This window comes from Leisingera sp. (genome assembly GCF_034669605.1).
GTDB lineage: Bacteria > Pseudomonadota > Alphaproteobacteria > Rhodobacterales > Rhodobacteraceae > Leisingera.
Genome location: NZ_JAXMOX010000112.1, coordinates 1 through 14798 on the forward strand (window position 1 = coordinate 1; position 14798 = coordinate 14798).

11 protein-coding genes and 1 pseudogene are annotated in these 14798 nt (G+C 63.3%); 3 read left to right on the forward strand and 9 right to left on the reverse strand.

What is annotated here, in order from left to right:
- Both VOI29_RS14470 and VOI29_RS14475 read left to right on the forward strand, forming a co-directional pair.
- Positions 1-326: pseudogene (locus VOI29_RS14470) on the forward strand (ketol-acid reductoisomerase); the annotation flags it as partial.
- 92 nt (positions 327-418) lie between these two features.
- Positions 419-1342: a DMT family transporter gene (locus VOI29_RS14475; protein WP_323779938.1), complete on the forward strand. Its 924-nt coding sequence runs from the start codon at positions 419-421 to the stop codon at positions 1340-1342.
- 14 nt (positions 1343-1356) lie between these two features.
- On the opposite strand, the gene glmM is transcribed toward VOI29_RS14475, so the two are convergent.
- The 8 genes from glmM to VOI29_RS14515 form a co-directional block, all read right to left on the reverse strand.
- The gene (glmM, locus tag VOI29_RS14480) at positions 1357-2703 is read right to left on the reverse strand and encodes a phosphoglucosamine mutase (protein WP_323779941.1); all 1347 of its coding nucleotides are present in this window, start codon (positions 2701-2703) and stop codon (positions 1357-1359) included.
- Positions 2704-2725: 22 nt separating this feature from the next.
- Positions 2726-3721, reverse strand: coding sequence for a dihydropteroate synthase (folP, locus tag VOI29_RS14485; RefSeq protein WP_323779944.1), 996 nt, complete (start codon positions 3719-3721; stop codon positions 2726-2728).
- Positions 3718-4638 (reverse strand): dihydroneopterin aldolase, encoded by a 921-nt coding sequence (locus tag VOI29_RS14490; RefSeq protein WP_323779946.1) that lies wholly within the window; start codon positions 4636-4638, stop codon positions 3718-3720. The genes folP and VOI29_RS14490 overlap by 4 nt, the downstream gene beginning before the upstream one ends.
- 130 nt (positions 4639-4768) lie before the next feature.
- Complete coding sequence (locus VOI29_RS14495; RefSeq protein ID WP_323779948.1) at positions 4769-5422, reverse strand: cell wall hydrolase; 654 nt, start codon at positions 5420-5422, stop codon at positions 4769-4771.
- Positions 5423-5593: 171 nt separating this feature from the next.
- Positions 5594-8170 (reverse strand): putative PEP-binding protein, encoded by a 2577-nt coding sequence (locus tag VOI29_RS14500; protein ID WP_323779951.1) that lies wholly within the window; start codon positions 8168-8170, stop codon positions 5594-5596.
- Between the two features lie 179 nt (positions 8171-8349).
- Positions 8350-10587: a glycine--tRNA ligase subunit beta gene (gene glyS / locus VOI29_RS14505; RefSeq protein WP_323779954.1), complete on the reverse strand. Its 2238-nt coding sequence runs from the start codon at positions 10585-10587 to the stop codon at positions 8350-8352.
- 73 nt (positions 10588-10660) lie between these two features.
- Positions 10661-11215 (reverse strand): DUF6446 family protein, encoded by a 555-nt coding sequence (locus VOI29_RS14510; RefSeq protein WP_323779956.1) that lies wholly within the window; start codon positions 11213-11215, stop codon positions 10661-10663.
- 16 nt (positions 11216-11231) lie between these two features.
- Positions 11232-12173, reverse strand: coding sequence for a glycine--tRNA ligase subunit alpha (locus tag VOI29_RS14515; RefSeq protein ID WP_323779959.1), 942 nt, complete (start codon positions 12171-12173; stop codon positions 11232-11234).
- A gap of 248 nt (positions 12174-12421) precedes the next feature.
- Here VOI29_RS14515 and VOI29_RS14520 point away from each other — a divergent pair, with 248 nt between their 5' ends.
- On the forward strand, positions 12422-14194 hold the full coding sequence (locus VOI29_RS14520) for a trypsin-like peptidase domain-containing protein (protein WP_323779962.1): 1773 nt from the start codon (positions 12422-12424) through the stop codon (positions 14192-14194).
- 271 nt (positions 14195-14465) lie between these two features.
- On the opposite strand, the gene VOI29_RS14525 is transcribed toward VOI29_RS14520, so the two are convergent.
- On the reverse strand, positions 14466-14798 hold a 333-nt coding region (locus VOI29_RS14525), incomplete at its 5' end, for an SDR family oxidoreductase (protein ID WP_323779965.1).

Consider the following 14798-nt stretch of genomic DNA (forward strand, 5'->3'; position numbering starts at 1 on the left):
AGCTGATCGTCGACCTGATCTATGAAGGCGGCGTCGCCAACATGGACTACTCGATCTCCAACACCGCCGAGTACGGCCAGTATGTCACCGGCCCGCGGATCCTGAAGTACGACGAAACCAAAGCCCGGATGAAAGAGGTGCTGAACGACATTCAGCAGGGAAAATTCGTCCGCGACTTCATGCTGGAAAACGCGGTTGGCCAGCCGACCATCAAAGCGTCTCGCCGTGCCAACGACGAGCACGCGATCGAGGCGACCGGCGCCAAGCTGCGCGGCATGATGCCTTGGATCTCGGCCGGCAAGATGGTCGACAAAGAGAAGAACTAAGGCGCCCGCGGATATTTTCGCAGCCTAATTCCTCTGCAGGGCGCTCCACATCGGGGCGCCCTTTTTCATTCAAGGCTCATTGAGACGTCTCCATGCCAGACTCCCCCGGCTCCGCCAATTGGGCCAAACTTCTGTTCCTCGGAGTAATCTGGGGCGCCTCTTTCATGGCTGTGTCATTGGCGCTACGGGGCCTGCCACCGATGACCATTGCCGCGCTGCGGATTTCAATCGGCGCGCTCAGCCTTTTGGGGGTGCTCTTTGCCATGGGCCTACGCCTGCCCTCCCTGCGGTCGCGCGAGGGCCGCATTATCTGGGTCTGCGCGCTTGGAATGGGGGCCTTTTCCAATGCCCTGCCCTTTTCACTGCTCAGCTGGGGGCAGACCCATGTGGCCAGCGGTTTTGCCGGGGTTTGCATGGCGGTGGTGCCGCTGTTCGTGCTGCCGCTAGCGCATCTGCTGGTGCCGGGCGAGCATATGACCCTGCGCCGTGCCGTCAGCTTCTTCATCGGCTTTGCCGGAGTGGTGGTACTGATCGGGCTTGATGCCTTCCGCTCCGCCGGCACTGATTATGAATCGCTTGCCCGCCTGGCCTGTCTGGGCGCCTCGCTGTGTTATGCCATCGGCTCGATTATCACCCGGCTCTGCCCGCAGGTGAACATGCTGTCCCTCTCGGCCGCCGCCCTCCTGTGCGGTGCCGCCATGATGATCCCGGCAGCGCTCTGGGCCGAAGGTGTGCCGGAACTGCCTGCCGTCCTGCCGCTGGGTGCAGTGATCTACCTTGGACTGCTTCCCACTGCGCTGGCCCAGGTGCTGCTGGTCCAGGTTGCCCGCAGCGCCGGTCCGGCGTTCCTGTCGGCCGTGAATTACCAAGTGCCGGTCTGGTCGGTGATCTTCGGGGCCGCACTGCTGGGCGAGACCCTGCCGCCGCAGTTGTTTGCAGCCCTGGCGCTGATCCTGGGCGGGCTGCTGCTAAGCCAGTTCGGCAAGCTGAGCCGCCTGTTCGGCAAAGGGGGCTGAGCGCCCCCGCCGGGTTACTCCGCCACCGCGGCCTCGACCGCAGCCACCACGCTGTCGACCGCCAGCGCCATTAACCCGGCGTCCTCGCATTCCGCCATCACCCGCACCAGCGGTTCGGTGCCCGACTTGCGGATCAACAGGCGCCCTTGCCCGTTCAGCATCTTCTCGGCAGCCGCAATCGCCTCCTGCACCTGCGCATCTTCCAACGGCGCCTGGCCAGTCTGAAAGCGCACATTGCGCAGCCGCTGCGGCACGGTCTGGAACTGATGCGCCAGCTCAGACGCCTTCTTGCCGGTCTGCACCATCTCGGCCAAGAAATGCAGCCCCGCCATCAGCCCGTCGCCGGTGGTGGCGTAATCGCTCATCACGATATGGCCCGACTGCTCTCCACCCAGGTTGAAGCCGCCTTCGCGCATCCGCTCAACCACATAGCGGTCGCCAACAGCAGTGCGCTCCATACCCAGCCCCTTGCTTTCCAGGTGCCGCTCCAGCCCGAGATTCGACATCACCGTCGCCACCAGCGCGCCGCCTGACAGCTGGCCCTGCTCCGCCCAACGGCTGGCCAGCAGCGCCATCAGCTGGTCGCCATCGGCCACGGTGCCGGTTTCATCGATAACGATCACCCGGTCGGCATCGCCATCCAGGCAAATACCGGCATGGGCACCATGCGCGACGACCGCTTCTGCCGCGGCTTTAGGCTGGGTTGAACCGCAGCCGCGGTTGATGTTCAAGCCATCCGGAGACACCCCCACCGGGATCACTTCGGCGCCCAGTTCCCACAGGACCTCAGGCGCCGCCCGGTGGGCCGCACCATTGGCACAGTCAATCACCACTTTCAGACCGTTAAAGCCAAGATTGCGCGGCAGCGAGCTTTTAACCCGTTCGCCGTAACGGAACCGGGCATCGTCGATCCGCTTGGCGCGGCCGATATTGGCAGCCTGCGCCGGTTCGACGCCGGCATCGATGAGGCCTTCGATCTCCAACTCGGCACTGTCCGACAGTTTAAACCCGTCGGGGCCGAAGAACTTGATGCCATTATCCTCGGAGGGGTTGTGGCTGGCCGAAATCATCACCCCCAAGTCGGCTCGCATCGAGCGGGTCATAAGCCCCACCGCGGGCGTCGGCACCGGTCCCAGCAGCAACACATTCATGCCGGTCGAGGTCAGCCCCGCCGTCAAAGCGTTTTCAAACATGTAGCCGGACAACCGGGTATCCTTGCCGATCACCACCCGATGCACGCCTGACCCGTCACGCCGGAAATACCGTCCGACAGCGGCGCCGATGCGCAGCGCCATCTCGGCGGTCATCGGATGGGAATTAGCCGTGCCGCGCACGCCATCCGTGCCAAAAAGTTTACGCATTATGCTTTTCCTGCCAAAAGCCTCAGCGGACGGCCTGCCAAAGTCGCAGTGCCTGAACCGTCTCAGCAACGTCATGCACCCGCAGGAATTGCACGCCTTGCCCCAAGGCCGCAAGCCCTACGGCAATCGAGCCCGGCGCGCGGGCATCAGCGCGCGGCTCCTTGCCGATTTTTCCGATGAAACCCTTACGGGACACGCCCAGCAAGATAGGGCAGCCGAGCCCGTGGAACAGGCTGAGATTGCGCAGCAGAGTCAGATTATGCGCCTGCGACTTGCCAAAGCCGATGCCCGGGTCAATCACGATCTGCTCGCGGATCACCCCGGTCGCTTCCAGCCGGTCGATCTGCTGTTCGAGGAAGTCATAGACGTCGAGCAGAACATTGGCGTAAGTTGGCTGGTCCTGCATGGTAGCAGGATCCCCCTGCGCATGCATGATGCAGACCGGCACGCTTGCCTGGGCCGCCAACGGCGCCAGCGCCGGATCGAAAGTGAATCCCGAGACGTCGTTCAGCAGGTTGGCCCCCGCCTCCAGCGCTTCCATGCCCACGGTGGCCTTGCGGGTATCGATAGAGACCGGCACCGGGCTGGTTGCGCGGATTGCAGCGATCACTGGCGCTGTGCGCTTTATCTCTTCGGCCTCGGAAACCTCTTCGGCGCCCGGGCGGGTGGATTCGCCCCCCACGTCGATGATCGTGGCACCATCAGCCACCATCTGCAGCGCTGCCGCTTTTCCGGTTTCGACACCGGAATGCCGACCGCCGTCCGAAAAACTGTCCGGCGTCACATTGAGAATGCCCATGATCTGCGGCTGGGTCATGTCCAGCCCGGCAATAGAGGCCCGGCGCGCGCTCAGGCGCCGGCGTTCTGCTTCGGGCACAAACCCGGCCGGAGCAACTCGCGGCGGCCCTTCACGGTTCAGGATTTCAACCTCGGTGAACCACAACGAACTTCCTGCCAGCGGAACCGCACCTTCGGGGCGCGTCTCGCCGTGCTGAACCAATGGCCGGTAATATGTCACAGTTGTGTTTGCTCCACGCTGACGGCCCGCAAGGGGACTCCGGGATTATCAGGCAAATCCCCGCCAAGCACAATCATTTCACCCGCTGCAAAGGTCGCTGCGAACCACGCCGCCAAAGCAACCGAGTTCGACGGCGGCGCCGAGGGTCCGTCCACCGCGTCCAGAACGATCTTGGAAGGGGCCCAGACGCAGATCTGGCGGTTCTTCATCGCCCAGTCCAGCTCAGTCCGGGTCGAGACCACAACGCAACGGTCATCTTTGGCCGCCAGGCGCCAGGCATTCTGTTCGATCGCCAGCAGATCAATCCGGCGCTGGGTCCACTTGTGGCCTGTGGTGGGAACCTCCAGCAGGTGTGTCCCGACACACAGGATCAGCGGCCGCTGGCGGCATTCCATCTGGTCGATCCAGGCGGTCAGGTTGCCGCTGTCGATGGCGTCGTTGGACAAATACATCAGCCGCGGATGCGGGCGCTCCTCCTCATCCACCAGATGGGTAATCTGATCCTTGGAGCGAACCACCTCGACACCCAGCGCTCCGGGGCCCCTGTCCAGCTTCTCGATCCGCACAAAAGCGCGCACGGCCTGATGCTCCAGCAGGATCCGCTCAGCCACACGTTCGGCCAGGGTTTCCAGCAAATTCAGCCGCTCGGCCGCAAGCTCATGCGCAATGGCCTCCGATACCTTGTCATAAGACAGGATCCGGTCGACATCATCATCCAGATCCTTCGGCAGCGGCGAGATTTCCACCACCACATTGAAACATATCCGCTGGGTGGTGCCGCGCTCTGCCTGAAACGCGCCGATCTCCACCTCGACAATATGGTCCCGCAAGGAAATGCGGTCCAGTGGCCCGGGCGCAGCAGTGGCCACGGAACGCTCAGACGGGTGCGCAAAGGCAAGGCGGATTTCAGAGGGCATGGGAAAACGGGCCTTTGGCTGGCTGTGTCAAGTGATGGGACACAACAATAGTATTTCGAGGGCTTCATAACAGTCCCGCAAACGCCACGCCAGTGGCCGAAAGCGGCACTGACGTGCCGCCTTCAGGCGGTCAGTTGCTCAGCGCCGTCCGGTAACGTTCGTCACGGTAGAACAGATGCACACCGATGCGCGTGGTGTTTGTAAAAGTGCGGCTCCAGCGCGGCCGAACCGCCGTGGTATGATAGTAGGTCGCACCGCCGGTCAGCTCTGACTTCAGCCCGTCCAGCGCTGCACGTGCCACCTTGGCCACGCGCTGATACGCCTTCTTCTCGTTGATCACTTCTTTGTGGCCATCACAGGTGTAGGTGAACTGGCACTGGTACTTGCGCCCGGTACCCTGCTTGATCACACCGCAAAGCGAATTCGGGAATTGCGCGCTCTTGACCCGGTTCAGGATCACTTCGGCAACTGCGAACTGTCCTTTGACGGTTTCGCCGCGGGCCTCGAAATACAGCGCTTCGGCGAGACAGGCGAATTGCTCGCCGCCGGCAGCTTTTGGCTGGGCGTCCAGCCAGGCCTTGCTGTATTCAACCTGCGGCCGCGCCTTGCGGGTCTTGAACGGATTGTTGCGGATTCCGAAAAATCCGTTGAACTTCCGCTCAGGCACCGCGCTCAGACTGGCTTGTTCACGCTCGATCAGCGTACCCAGGCCGGTTTCGGCGGCAACACTTTTACCAATCGCGATGGTGGCAGCCATCACGGCAATCATAGTCAACAATTTCATTCAGGGTTCCCCCGTCCTAGCAGCTTGTGCCCGGTTCCCCCGGCACATGCGGTCGCATCCCTTAAGGGAAAAGGCCCGAAACGTCCAGCGTTCGGGGGGCAACCACAATCACGGGGAACACACTCACACCGCCGGTCTTACATCGGCGGCTGCTGGATGGCCCAGGTTTACTTAATATTTTGTGTATGTTGGCGCCGTCTGACCGGTCTTTGCGGAAATTGCCAGCTGGGCTGCGGCTAAACGCGCAACTGGCACCCGGAACGGGGAACAGGAGACATAGTCAAAGCCCGCATCACGGCAAAAGGCAATCGATTCGGGGTTGCCGCCGTGCTCGCCGCAGATCGACAGGGTGATCTCCCCGTTCTCCGCCCGGCCGCGCTGCACACCCAGTTTCAACAGCTCCCCCACTCCGTCGGTGTCCAGCACATGAAATGGATCTTCGGGAAAGACGCCCTGGTTCACATAATCCGACATGAACCGCCCCGCATCGTCGCGCGACAGCCCATAGGTCATCTGGGTAAGGTCATTGGTCCCAAAGCTAAGGAACGCGGTGTGCGGTGAAATTTCGCCTGCCCTGAGCGCCGCGCGCGGCGTTTCCACCATGACCCCCAGACGGTAAGTGAAATCCTCGCCGCGTTCCGCCTTGACTGCCGCAGCCACTGCATCGATGCGGGCCTTGACCAGTTCCACCTCGCGCTTGGCCGAAACCAGCGGGATCATGATCTCAGGCACCACAGGCTCACCCCATTTCGAGGCTTCCAGTGTTGCCTCAAAAATCGCCCGTGCCTGCATGTCATAGATTTCCGGCACGGTAACGCCCAGCCGCACGCCGCGCAGGCCCAGCATTGGGTTGTATTCGCCCATTTCCTCGACCCGGCGGGTGACATCGCTGACCGGGATGCCCAATGCTTCGGACAGTTCCCGCTGGCCGGTCCTGGTCGCAGGCAGGAATTCATGCAGCGGCGGGTCGAACAGGCGGATGCAAACCGGCATTCCCTCCATGATCCGGAACAGTTCGCGGAAGTCGTCGCGCTGCATCGGCAGCAGCCGTTCCAGCACCGCCTCGCGGCCCGACGGCGTTTCGGCAAAGATCATCTCCCGCATCACCGTCAGGCGTCCGGGTTCAAAAAACATATGCTCCGTCCGGCAGAGGCCAATGCCCTGCGCATTGAATTTCCTTGCTGTTTCAGCATCTTCCGGCGTGTCTGCATTGGCCCGGATGCCAATGTCGCGGGCATCGTCCGCCCAGGCCAGCAAAGTTTGCAGCGCCCCGTCCTGGGCCGCCTCAAGCATTGCCGGCTGCCCCGCCAGCACCTGGCCGCTGCTGCCGTCGATGGTGATGATGTCCCCAGCCCGGAATACCCGGCCATCCGCGGACTCCAGCATCTTGCGCTTACTGTGGAACTTCATGTTCGACGCCCCGACAATGCACGGCAGCCCCAGCCCGCGGCCGATCACCGCAGCGTGGCTGGTCATGCCGCCCTTCTCAGTCAGCACCCCGGCAGCGGCATGCATCCCGCGCACGTCTTCGGGAGAGGTTTCCCGGCGCACCAGAATACAAGGCTCCCCGCGCGACGCGCTGGCTTGCGCCCCGGCCGCGGTAAAGACCAGCTTGCCGGTCGCCGCCCCCGGACTGGCGGCAATGCCGCGGCCAATGACATCCCGCCTCGCATCCGGCGCCACCTGGCGGTGCAGCATTTCATTCAGGATATGCGCATCCACCCGCATCAGCGCCTCTTCCTGAGGAATGATCCCGTCTTCGGCCAGCGCCACAGCGATCCGCACCGCCGCCTGTGCCGAACGCCCCACCCGCACCCCGTCAAGGATATGCACGCGGCCGTTCTCAATCACGAATTCCAGCTGCATTTCCTCACGCAGCTTCTTACGCATCAGCGCAGCATGGGATTGCAGGTCCGCAAAGGCCTCCGGCGCCAGTTCCTGCAGCGACAGCCCGCGTGTATCCCTGGCCAGATACAGCGCTTTGGCCCCCGGCCCCAGCGCATCGCGCCCCTGGCTCTGGCTCAGATAGCGGCCGGTCAGCTGCGGGCTGCCGGTGGTCGAATTCACCAGTTGCAGCACACCTGAGCCGCATTCGCCCTGGCCGACACCGGGGATCATTTCCTGCACCACCAGCCCCAGCCCGGCATCAGCAGGTGCGCCCTTGGCCTGACGCAACAGCCGCGCCGAGGTGCCCTCCCACGCCCGCGCCATCGAGCGCAGGACAGCCGCCAGCTGCTCGCCCGGGTCCTGCGGGAAAGGTTCGTCGGTTTCCGCCTCATAGGCGTGCAGGATTTCGCTCAGCGCATCAGGGCCGCCATCCTCGACATCATCGAACACATCGGGGTCCAGCCGCGCCACATGCACCGCATAAGATTGCACAAAGCGCAGGTACAACGCTGCCGCCGCGTCGCGTCCCAGGCTGTCGCAGAGGTCGACATAACGCGCATCGTTCATGCCGATGTTCAGGATCGCGCCCGGGCCGCCCCAATCCGGATCCTCGGAAGACGGGCGCACGCAAAGCAGCGCCTCGGGGTCGAATTCTGCAAGCACTGCAGTCAGATCCGGCGTCCGCCCCTCGGCAATCGAATGCACCGCATCGAAAGACAGCGCCACCGTGCGCGGCACCGGCAGCTTCAGCCGTTCCAGCCGCTGCAGGCATTTCGCCCGCCCGCCATGGGTGGCGGTGGCAATCGGCGCAGTCGGAGTGATCAGCGAGGCCGGCGGGGTCTGTTCAAAATCTTTCTGCACTGCAGCACGTCTCCTTTGAAAGTCACCATAAGGGGAAGACGCGATGGCGCAAGGGTCTTGTCACCGCCCGCCGGCAACTGAGGGCGGTTCTGCAAAAGAAAACCGGCCTTCCCTTGCGGAAAGGCCGGTGCCCCCGGCGGGGAGTATTTTCAAGCAGAAAGAAGCAGCGGGTGTGCCGCTTAGCCTTCGACCTTGGTGAGATCCGCCACCTGGCCGCAGACCTGGCGGATCTGGCTGAGGAGGTTCAGGCGGTTGCGGCGGATCACTTCGCTGTCAGCATTGACCTGCACCGCTTCAAAGAAGGCATCAATGGGTGCGCGCAGGGCGGCCATGCCACGCATGGCGGCCGCGAAATCCTCGGCCTCGATGGCCGGGGAGATCGCCGCCCCGCCTGCTTCCAGCGCGTCGAACAGTGCGGTCTCGGTGGCATCTTCGGCAAATTTGCGGTCGGCGCCATAGGAATACTCGACGCCGTCTTTTTCCTCGGCCTGGGACAGGATATTGTTGGCGCGTTTGAAGCCCTGCAGCAGGTTGGTGCCGTCTTCAGTCTTCATGAAGTCTTCCAGCGCGCGGGCGCGTTTTACCAGCAGGGTCAGGTCGTCGTTGCCCTCCATCGCGATACAGGCGTCGATCACGTCATGGCGGATGCCCTGATCGCGCAGGAACACCTTGAGACGGTCGTGGAAGAACGAGAGGAGGTCCAGCGATGTATCAGGTAACTCCTTTCGCAATTTCTCGACAAGCCTAAGCTCCGGATCTCCCCGGCTTTCGAGAACAGTTTGCACTGCCGCACCAAAAACACCATGCTGAGCAATTTCATTGAGAATGACACGCAGTACTGAAAGCTCACTGTCTCCAGCATTGCCGGTATTAATAGAGATATTATGGCGTAGCAGCTGTGCATCAAAGAACCGGTCCAAAGGCATCCGCACATCATTCTCCAGCACCAGCCGGATCACCCCCAGCGCCGCACGGCGCAGGGCGAAGGGGTCTTTCGAGCCGGTGGGCTTTTCGTCAATCGCCCAGAACCCGGTCAGCGTGTCCAGTTTGTCGGCCAGCGCCACCGCAACCGAAACCGGCTCCGACGGCACATCGTCACCCGGCCCAAGCGGCGAATAATGCGCTTCGCAGGCGTTGGCCACCTCTTGCGGCAGGCCGGCAGCCTCAGCGTAATAGCGGCCCATCAGGCCCTGAAGCTCCGGGAACTCATAGACCATTTCCGAGGAGAGATCCGCCTTGGCCACCCGCGCCGCCTGCTCCGCCAGATCGGCGTCTGCGCGCACCACCGGCGCGATCTCGCGGGCCAGCGCGGCGATGCGGTCAATCCGCGCCGCCTGGGTGCCCAGCTTGTTGTGGAAGGTCACGTTGCCAAGGTTCTCCACCCAAGCGCTCATGCCCGCCTCGGACTTGGCGGTGCGCAGGTCGTTTTCCCAGAAGAACTTGGCATCCGCCAGACGCGCGCTCAGCACCTTCTGATTGCCCTCCAGGATGGTGGCGCCATTGTCCGCGGTCTCGCGGTTGGCGACGGTGATGAACTTCTCGATCCGGCCGGTCTTGGGGTTCTTCACCGAGAAGAACTTCTGGTGCTCCTTCATGGAGGTCTGCAACACCTCCGGCGGCAGCTCCAGGAACTCTTCGTCGATGGCGCCCATCAGCACCACCGGCCATTCGACCAGACCGGCGACCTCCGCCAGAAGGCCCTTGTCCTCAACCACGTCGAGGCCCGAGGCAAAGGCCTGATTGGTGGCCTCCTGCCAGATCGCCTCGGCGCGCTCGCGGCCGTCCAGCACCACATGGGCGCGCTTCAGCTTTGCGGCATAGTCGTCAAAGCTGGTGACGGAGATCTCAGCCGGCGCCATGAAACGGTGGCCGCGGGTGGTGTTGCCGGACTTGATGCCGTCGATGTCCAGATCAACCACAACGGCCCCGGCCTCATCCGACAGGATGCACATGATCGAATGCAAGGGGCGCACCCAGCGCAAAGAGCCCGCACCCCAGCGCATGGATTTTGGCCAGGGGAAATTGCGGATAGTGGCTTCCAGAACCTCGGCGATGATCTCCGCCGCCGGGCGGCCCGGCTTTTCGATCTGGGCGAAATAAACCGCACCCTTGGGGGTGTCGCGCTCCTCCAGCTGGTCCCGGGTCAGGCCCGCACCGCGCAGGAAGCCTTCGATCGCCTTGTCCGGCGCGCCGACCTTCGGCCCCTTGCGTTCTTCGCGAATGGTCGGGCTTTCGGCGAGCAGGCCGTCGACGGCAAGGGTCAGACGGCGCGGCGTCGACAGCGCCGCGGCACCGGCATAGGTGAGACCCGCCTCGACCAAGCCATCGGTCACGCGTTTCTTCAGGTCCTCGGCGGCGCGCGCCTGCATGCGGGCCGGGATTTCCTCGGAAAAGAGTTCAATCAGCAGATCGGGCATCAGATGTCCTCACGGGTGGCCGCGCGGGCGGGCGCAGCAGAAATTCGGGAAAAGGCCGGTGCAGCGGAGAAAGTCATTCTTCCGCCTGCCCGGTGTCGAATGCCTCGCCTGCCGCGGGGCGGGGCGGGCATTCCTCGCCCACCACGGTGCCGTCATAGGCTTTCTGGCCGCAGTCATTCAGCTCATGCCAGACATAGCCGTGGCCATCATCGGTGACGGCGACAATGCGGTCGACGCCATAGGAGATGTTCTTGACCGACAGGAAGGCTTTGGCCGAACCATCCGCCAGTCTGGCGCCGATAGCTGCTGCATCAAAGCAGTCAAACCAGTCGGGCGCATTGCGCGGCTCCAACTTGTCCGACAGGGTGAAAACCTGCGCCAGTTCGTCCGGCGTCACCATGGTGGTGAAACAGGCGCGGTAGCGGATCGGAGAGCTGCCGGCGTCTATCGCCGCAAACTCCGAATAGGCAATCGGCTGTGCCTCGCCGCCGCCCAGCGGTACCAGGGCAACGTCGCGGCCCGGCTGAAGCTGCACGTCTTCGTAAAAGCCGTAGACCTGCAGGTAGTACATCGTTCCACCGGCGGCGAGCGCCGACAGGATCAGGATCAAAGCAAGGAACTTTCCCATAACGCGCCTACTCTGCTCAGGCCGCGCTTTCGGCGGTATAGCCGCCGGCGCCGGTCAGCACGAATGCATCGGCGCATTGCTTGGCCAGAGCGCGGACCCGGCCGATATAAGCCTGCCGCTCGGTGACAGAGATCACCCCGCGGGCATCCAGCAGGTTGAAGATATGCGAAGCCTTGATGCACTGGTCATAGGCCGGGTGCGCCATGATAATGCGCTTTCCGGTCTTGGGATCCATGTGCTCCTGTGCCAGGATGGCGGCGCATTCGGCCTCGGCCTCTTCGAAATGGCGCAGCAGAACCTCGGTGTTGGCCACGTCGAAGTTCCAGCGGGCGTATTCTTCTTCGGTCTGCTTGAACACATCGCCGTAGGACAGCGGGATCAGTGCATCCGGATCGTTGTAGGGCATGTCCATCACATGGTCGACACCCAGCACATACATCGCCAGGCGTTCCAGACCATAGGTCAGCTCGCCCGAGACCGGGTGGCAGTCATGGCCGCCGACCTGCTGGAAATAGGTGAACTGGCTGACTTCCATACCGTCGCACCAGACTTCCCAGCCCAGGCCCCAGGCGCCCAGCGTCGGCGACTCCCAGTCGTCTTCGACAAAGCGTATGTCATGCATCGCCATGTCGACGCCGATGGCCTCCAGCGAGCCCAGATACAGATCCTGCAGGTTCGGCGGCGAGGGTTTGATCAGCACCTGATACTGGTAATAGTGCTGCAAACGGTTCGGGTTCTCGCCATAGCGCCCGTCGGTCGGGCGGCGCGAGGGCTGCACATAAGCGGCGGCCCAGGGTTTTGAGCCCAGCGAACGCAGCGTGGTCGCCGGGTGGAATGTCCCGGCGCCGACTTCCATGTCATAGGGCTGCATGACGGCACAGCCTTTGGCGGCCCAGTAATTCTGAAGCCTCAGGATTATCTCTTGGAAGGAGCGCGGCGCGCCGTTGGTCTGGGTCATCTCTTATCCCTTTTGGGGCAGCAATTGCGGGGATCTTCCTATGCAAGCCTATGGGCAGGGTCAACGCCCTGCGGGTGCTAACACTGCGCCCTCCGGCCTGAACCAGACCGCGCATCGGCAACAAATGTGCGGGAATGCGGCAACGGGGCGGGAATTCACCCTGCGATGAGGAGTTCCCTTTGCCGCGCCAAAGTGCTTAACCTCCGCGGCAAAGAATAAGAGTTCTTCCGGGATACGAGGCCCTGACAATGAAAAAACTGTTTGCCGCTCTGGCGCTGCCGCTGATTGCGCTGGCCATTGCGTTCACCGCGCCTGTTTCAGCGCAAAGCAGCCGCGATGCGGTGTGGGTCCAGATCGCCGCCCGCCAGTCCCTGCGCGAGGCCGAAACCGAAGCCCGCACCTTTGCCGCGCGCCTGCCCGATGTGTCAGGCTATGCGCTTGGCGGCGGCTGGTACGGGGTGGTTCTGGGCCCCTATGCCCGCGACGATGCCGAACGGGTTCTGCAAGTCTACCGTGCCGAGGGGCAAATCCCCCGCGACAGCTTCATCGCGTTCCGCCGCAACCTGCGCAACCAGTTCTATCCCGTGGCAGCTGATGCATCGGCTCCGGCGCAGCCGGCACCGGCCCCTGCATCGGCAGCCCTTGCAGCAGAAGACCCGGCGCCGCAGCAGGAGGCAGCCCTGCAGTCAAACCTGCCGGATGAGACCCCAGCCGAGGCGCGCCGCAGCGAAAGCGCACTGTCACGTGAGCAGCGGATGCAGCTGCAGGTCGCGCTGAAGGCTGCAGGCTTCTACAACTCGGGCATCGACGGCGCCTTTGGCCGCGGCACCCGCGGCTCGATGAGCGACTGGCAGGCGGCGCGCGGATTTGAGCCGACCGGCGTTCTGACCACCGCCCAGCGCCAGGTCTTGATGGATGAGTACAACGCCCCGCTGATCTCAGTCGGCATGGCCCGCGTGGAAGACGCCAAGGCCGGTATCGCCCTGCAGATCCCGGCGGATGAAGTCGCGTTCGACCGCTATGAATCGCCCTTTGCCCATTATGCTGCCAAGGGTGATCTGGCGGCAGAAGTTCTGCTGATCAGCCAGCCCGGCGATAAACGCACCCTATTTGGCCTCTATGACATCCTTCAGACGCTTGAGATCGTGCCCCTGGAGGGCCCGCGCCAGCGCGGCAAGGACAGTTTCACCATCGAAGGCCGCAACAGCAAGATCGTCTCCTTCACTCAGGCCAGCCTGAAAAACGGCGAATTGAAAGGCTTCACTTTGATCTGGCCGGCCGGCGATGAAGACCGCCGCACCCGCGTTCTGGCAGCCATGCAAGCAAGCTTCACCCGTCTCGACGGGGTGCTGGACCCGGCAGCGGGCGGCGATGAGGTGCAAAACATTGACTTGGTTTCCGGCCTTGAGATCCGCAAGCCGAAACTGTCGCGCTCCGGCTTCTTTGTCGATAGCGGCGGCAGCGTGCTGACCACCTCGGATGTGGTGGCCGGCTGCACCCGGATCACCCTGGATCATGGGTATCAGGCTGAAGTGGCGGCCAACAACACTGCAGACGGCATCGCCATCCTGCGCCCCGCCGAAGCGCTGGCGCCTGCCGCAGTTGCCGAACTCAGCACAGCCTCGCCGCGGTTGCAGTCCGAGGTCGCCGTGTCAGGTTTCTCCTATGAGGGCGTTCTGGGCGCACCGAGCCTCACCTGGGGCAAAGTCGCTGACGTCAAAAGCCTGGATGGCAACACCGGCGTCTCCCGGCTGGAACTGACCGCACAGCCCGGTGACGCCGGCGGCCCGGTCCTGGACAGCACCGGCGCTGTTCTTGGGATGCTGCTGCCGCGCCAAATCGAAGGCAAGCAGCTGCCCGAGGATGTAAGCTTTGCGGTGAAGGCCGAAGCCATCCGCGGTGCGCTGAACAACGCTGGCCTGAGCCCCGCAGCCCAGAGCGCATCGGCAGGCAGCCTGCCCAACGCAGCGTTGACCCGGCTGGCTTCCGGCATGACCGTGCTGGTCAGCTGCTGGGAGTGACAAGTCAGCCGCCACTTGTGGCAGGCCTGATCAGAACGACAAAAGCCGGCGCGGGTTCTGCGTCGGCTTTTTCATGCGCACCATGTCTTCAACGGCACGCAGATTGCAAACAGGCAAAGTCTCCCGCCCGGCTGCGATCCTTGGCAGACCCCATGCCGGTTAGGCATGGCACCGTGCCGGTGCACGGCGCCCGGCCCAAATCCGCAAAGGGGGCTGGCGCAGTCAGCCACCTGCAAGAGCAGGAGCCTCTGCCTGCTTTGCCTCAGCCGGTTCAATAGGGGTGAATGCGGCCGTCCCAGGTGTGGAAACAGCCGGTTGTATCCAGGATCAGCACTGCGAATTCATTGATCAGCCCGGCGACCGACTCTTCCACCGTGATATCGCCTTCACAACCGCCCATATCGGTGCGCACCCAGCCGGGGTGATAAATGCCTACGGAAATCCCCTCCGGCTGCAGATCGGCCGCCAGATTCCGTCCGATATTCAGCGCCGCCGCCTTGGAGGCGCGATAGGCATAGCTGCCTCCGGGCGCGCGCGCCTGGCTGGCCATTTGCGAGGATAAAATTGCGATCTTCGGCTCTTGTGCCAGCCGCAGATTCGGCAG

Bases quoted from the DNA above. Each gene is read 5' to 3' on its own strand.
- VOI29_RS14515 (WP_323779959.1), bottom strand. From the start codon at position 12,173: ATGACCCAGACCAACGGCGCGCCGCGCTCCTTCCAAGAGATAATCCTG.
- VOI29_RS14510 (WP_323779956.1), bottom strand. From the start codon at position 11,215: ATGGGAAAGTTCCTTGCTTTGATCCTGATCCTGTCGGCGCTCGCCGCC.
- VOI29_RS14520 (WP_323779962.1), top strand. From the start codon at position 12,422: ATGAAAAAACTGTTTGCCGCTCTGGCGCTGCCGCTGATTGCGCTGGCC.
- VOI29_RS14490 (WP_323779946.1), bottom strand. From the start codon at position 4,638: ATGCCCTCTGAAATCCGCCTTGCCTTTGCGCACCCGTCTGAGCGTTCC.
- glmM (WP_323779941.1), bottom strand. From the start codon at position 2,703: ATGCGTAAACTTTTTGGCACGGATGGCGTGCGCGGCACGGCTAATTCC.
- glyS (WP_323779954.1), bottom strand. From the start codon at position 10,587: ATGCCCGATCTGCTGATTGAACTCTTTTCCGAGGAAATCCCGGCCCGC.
- VOI29_RS14495 (WP_323779948.1), bottom strand. From the start codon at position 5,422: ATGAAATTGTTGACTATGATTGCCGTGATGGCTGCCACCATCGCGATT.
- VOI29_RS14475 (WP_323779938.1), top strand. From the start codon at position 419: ATGCCAGACTCCCCCGGCTCCGCCAATTGGGCCAAACTTCTGTTCCTC.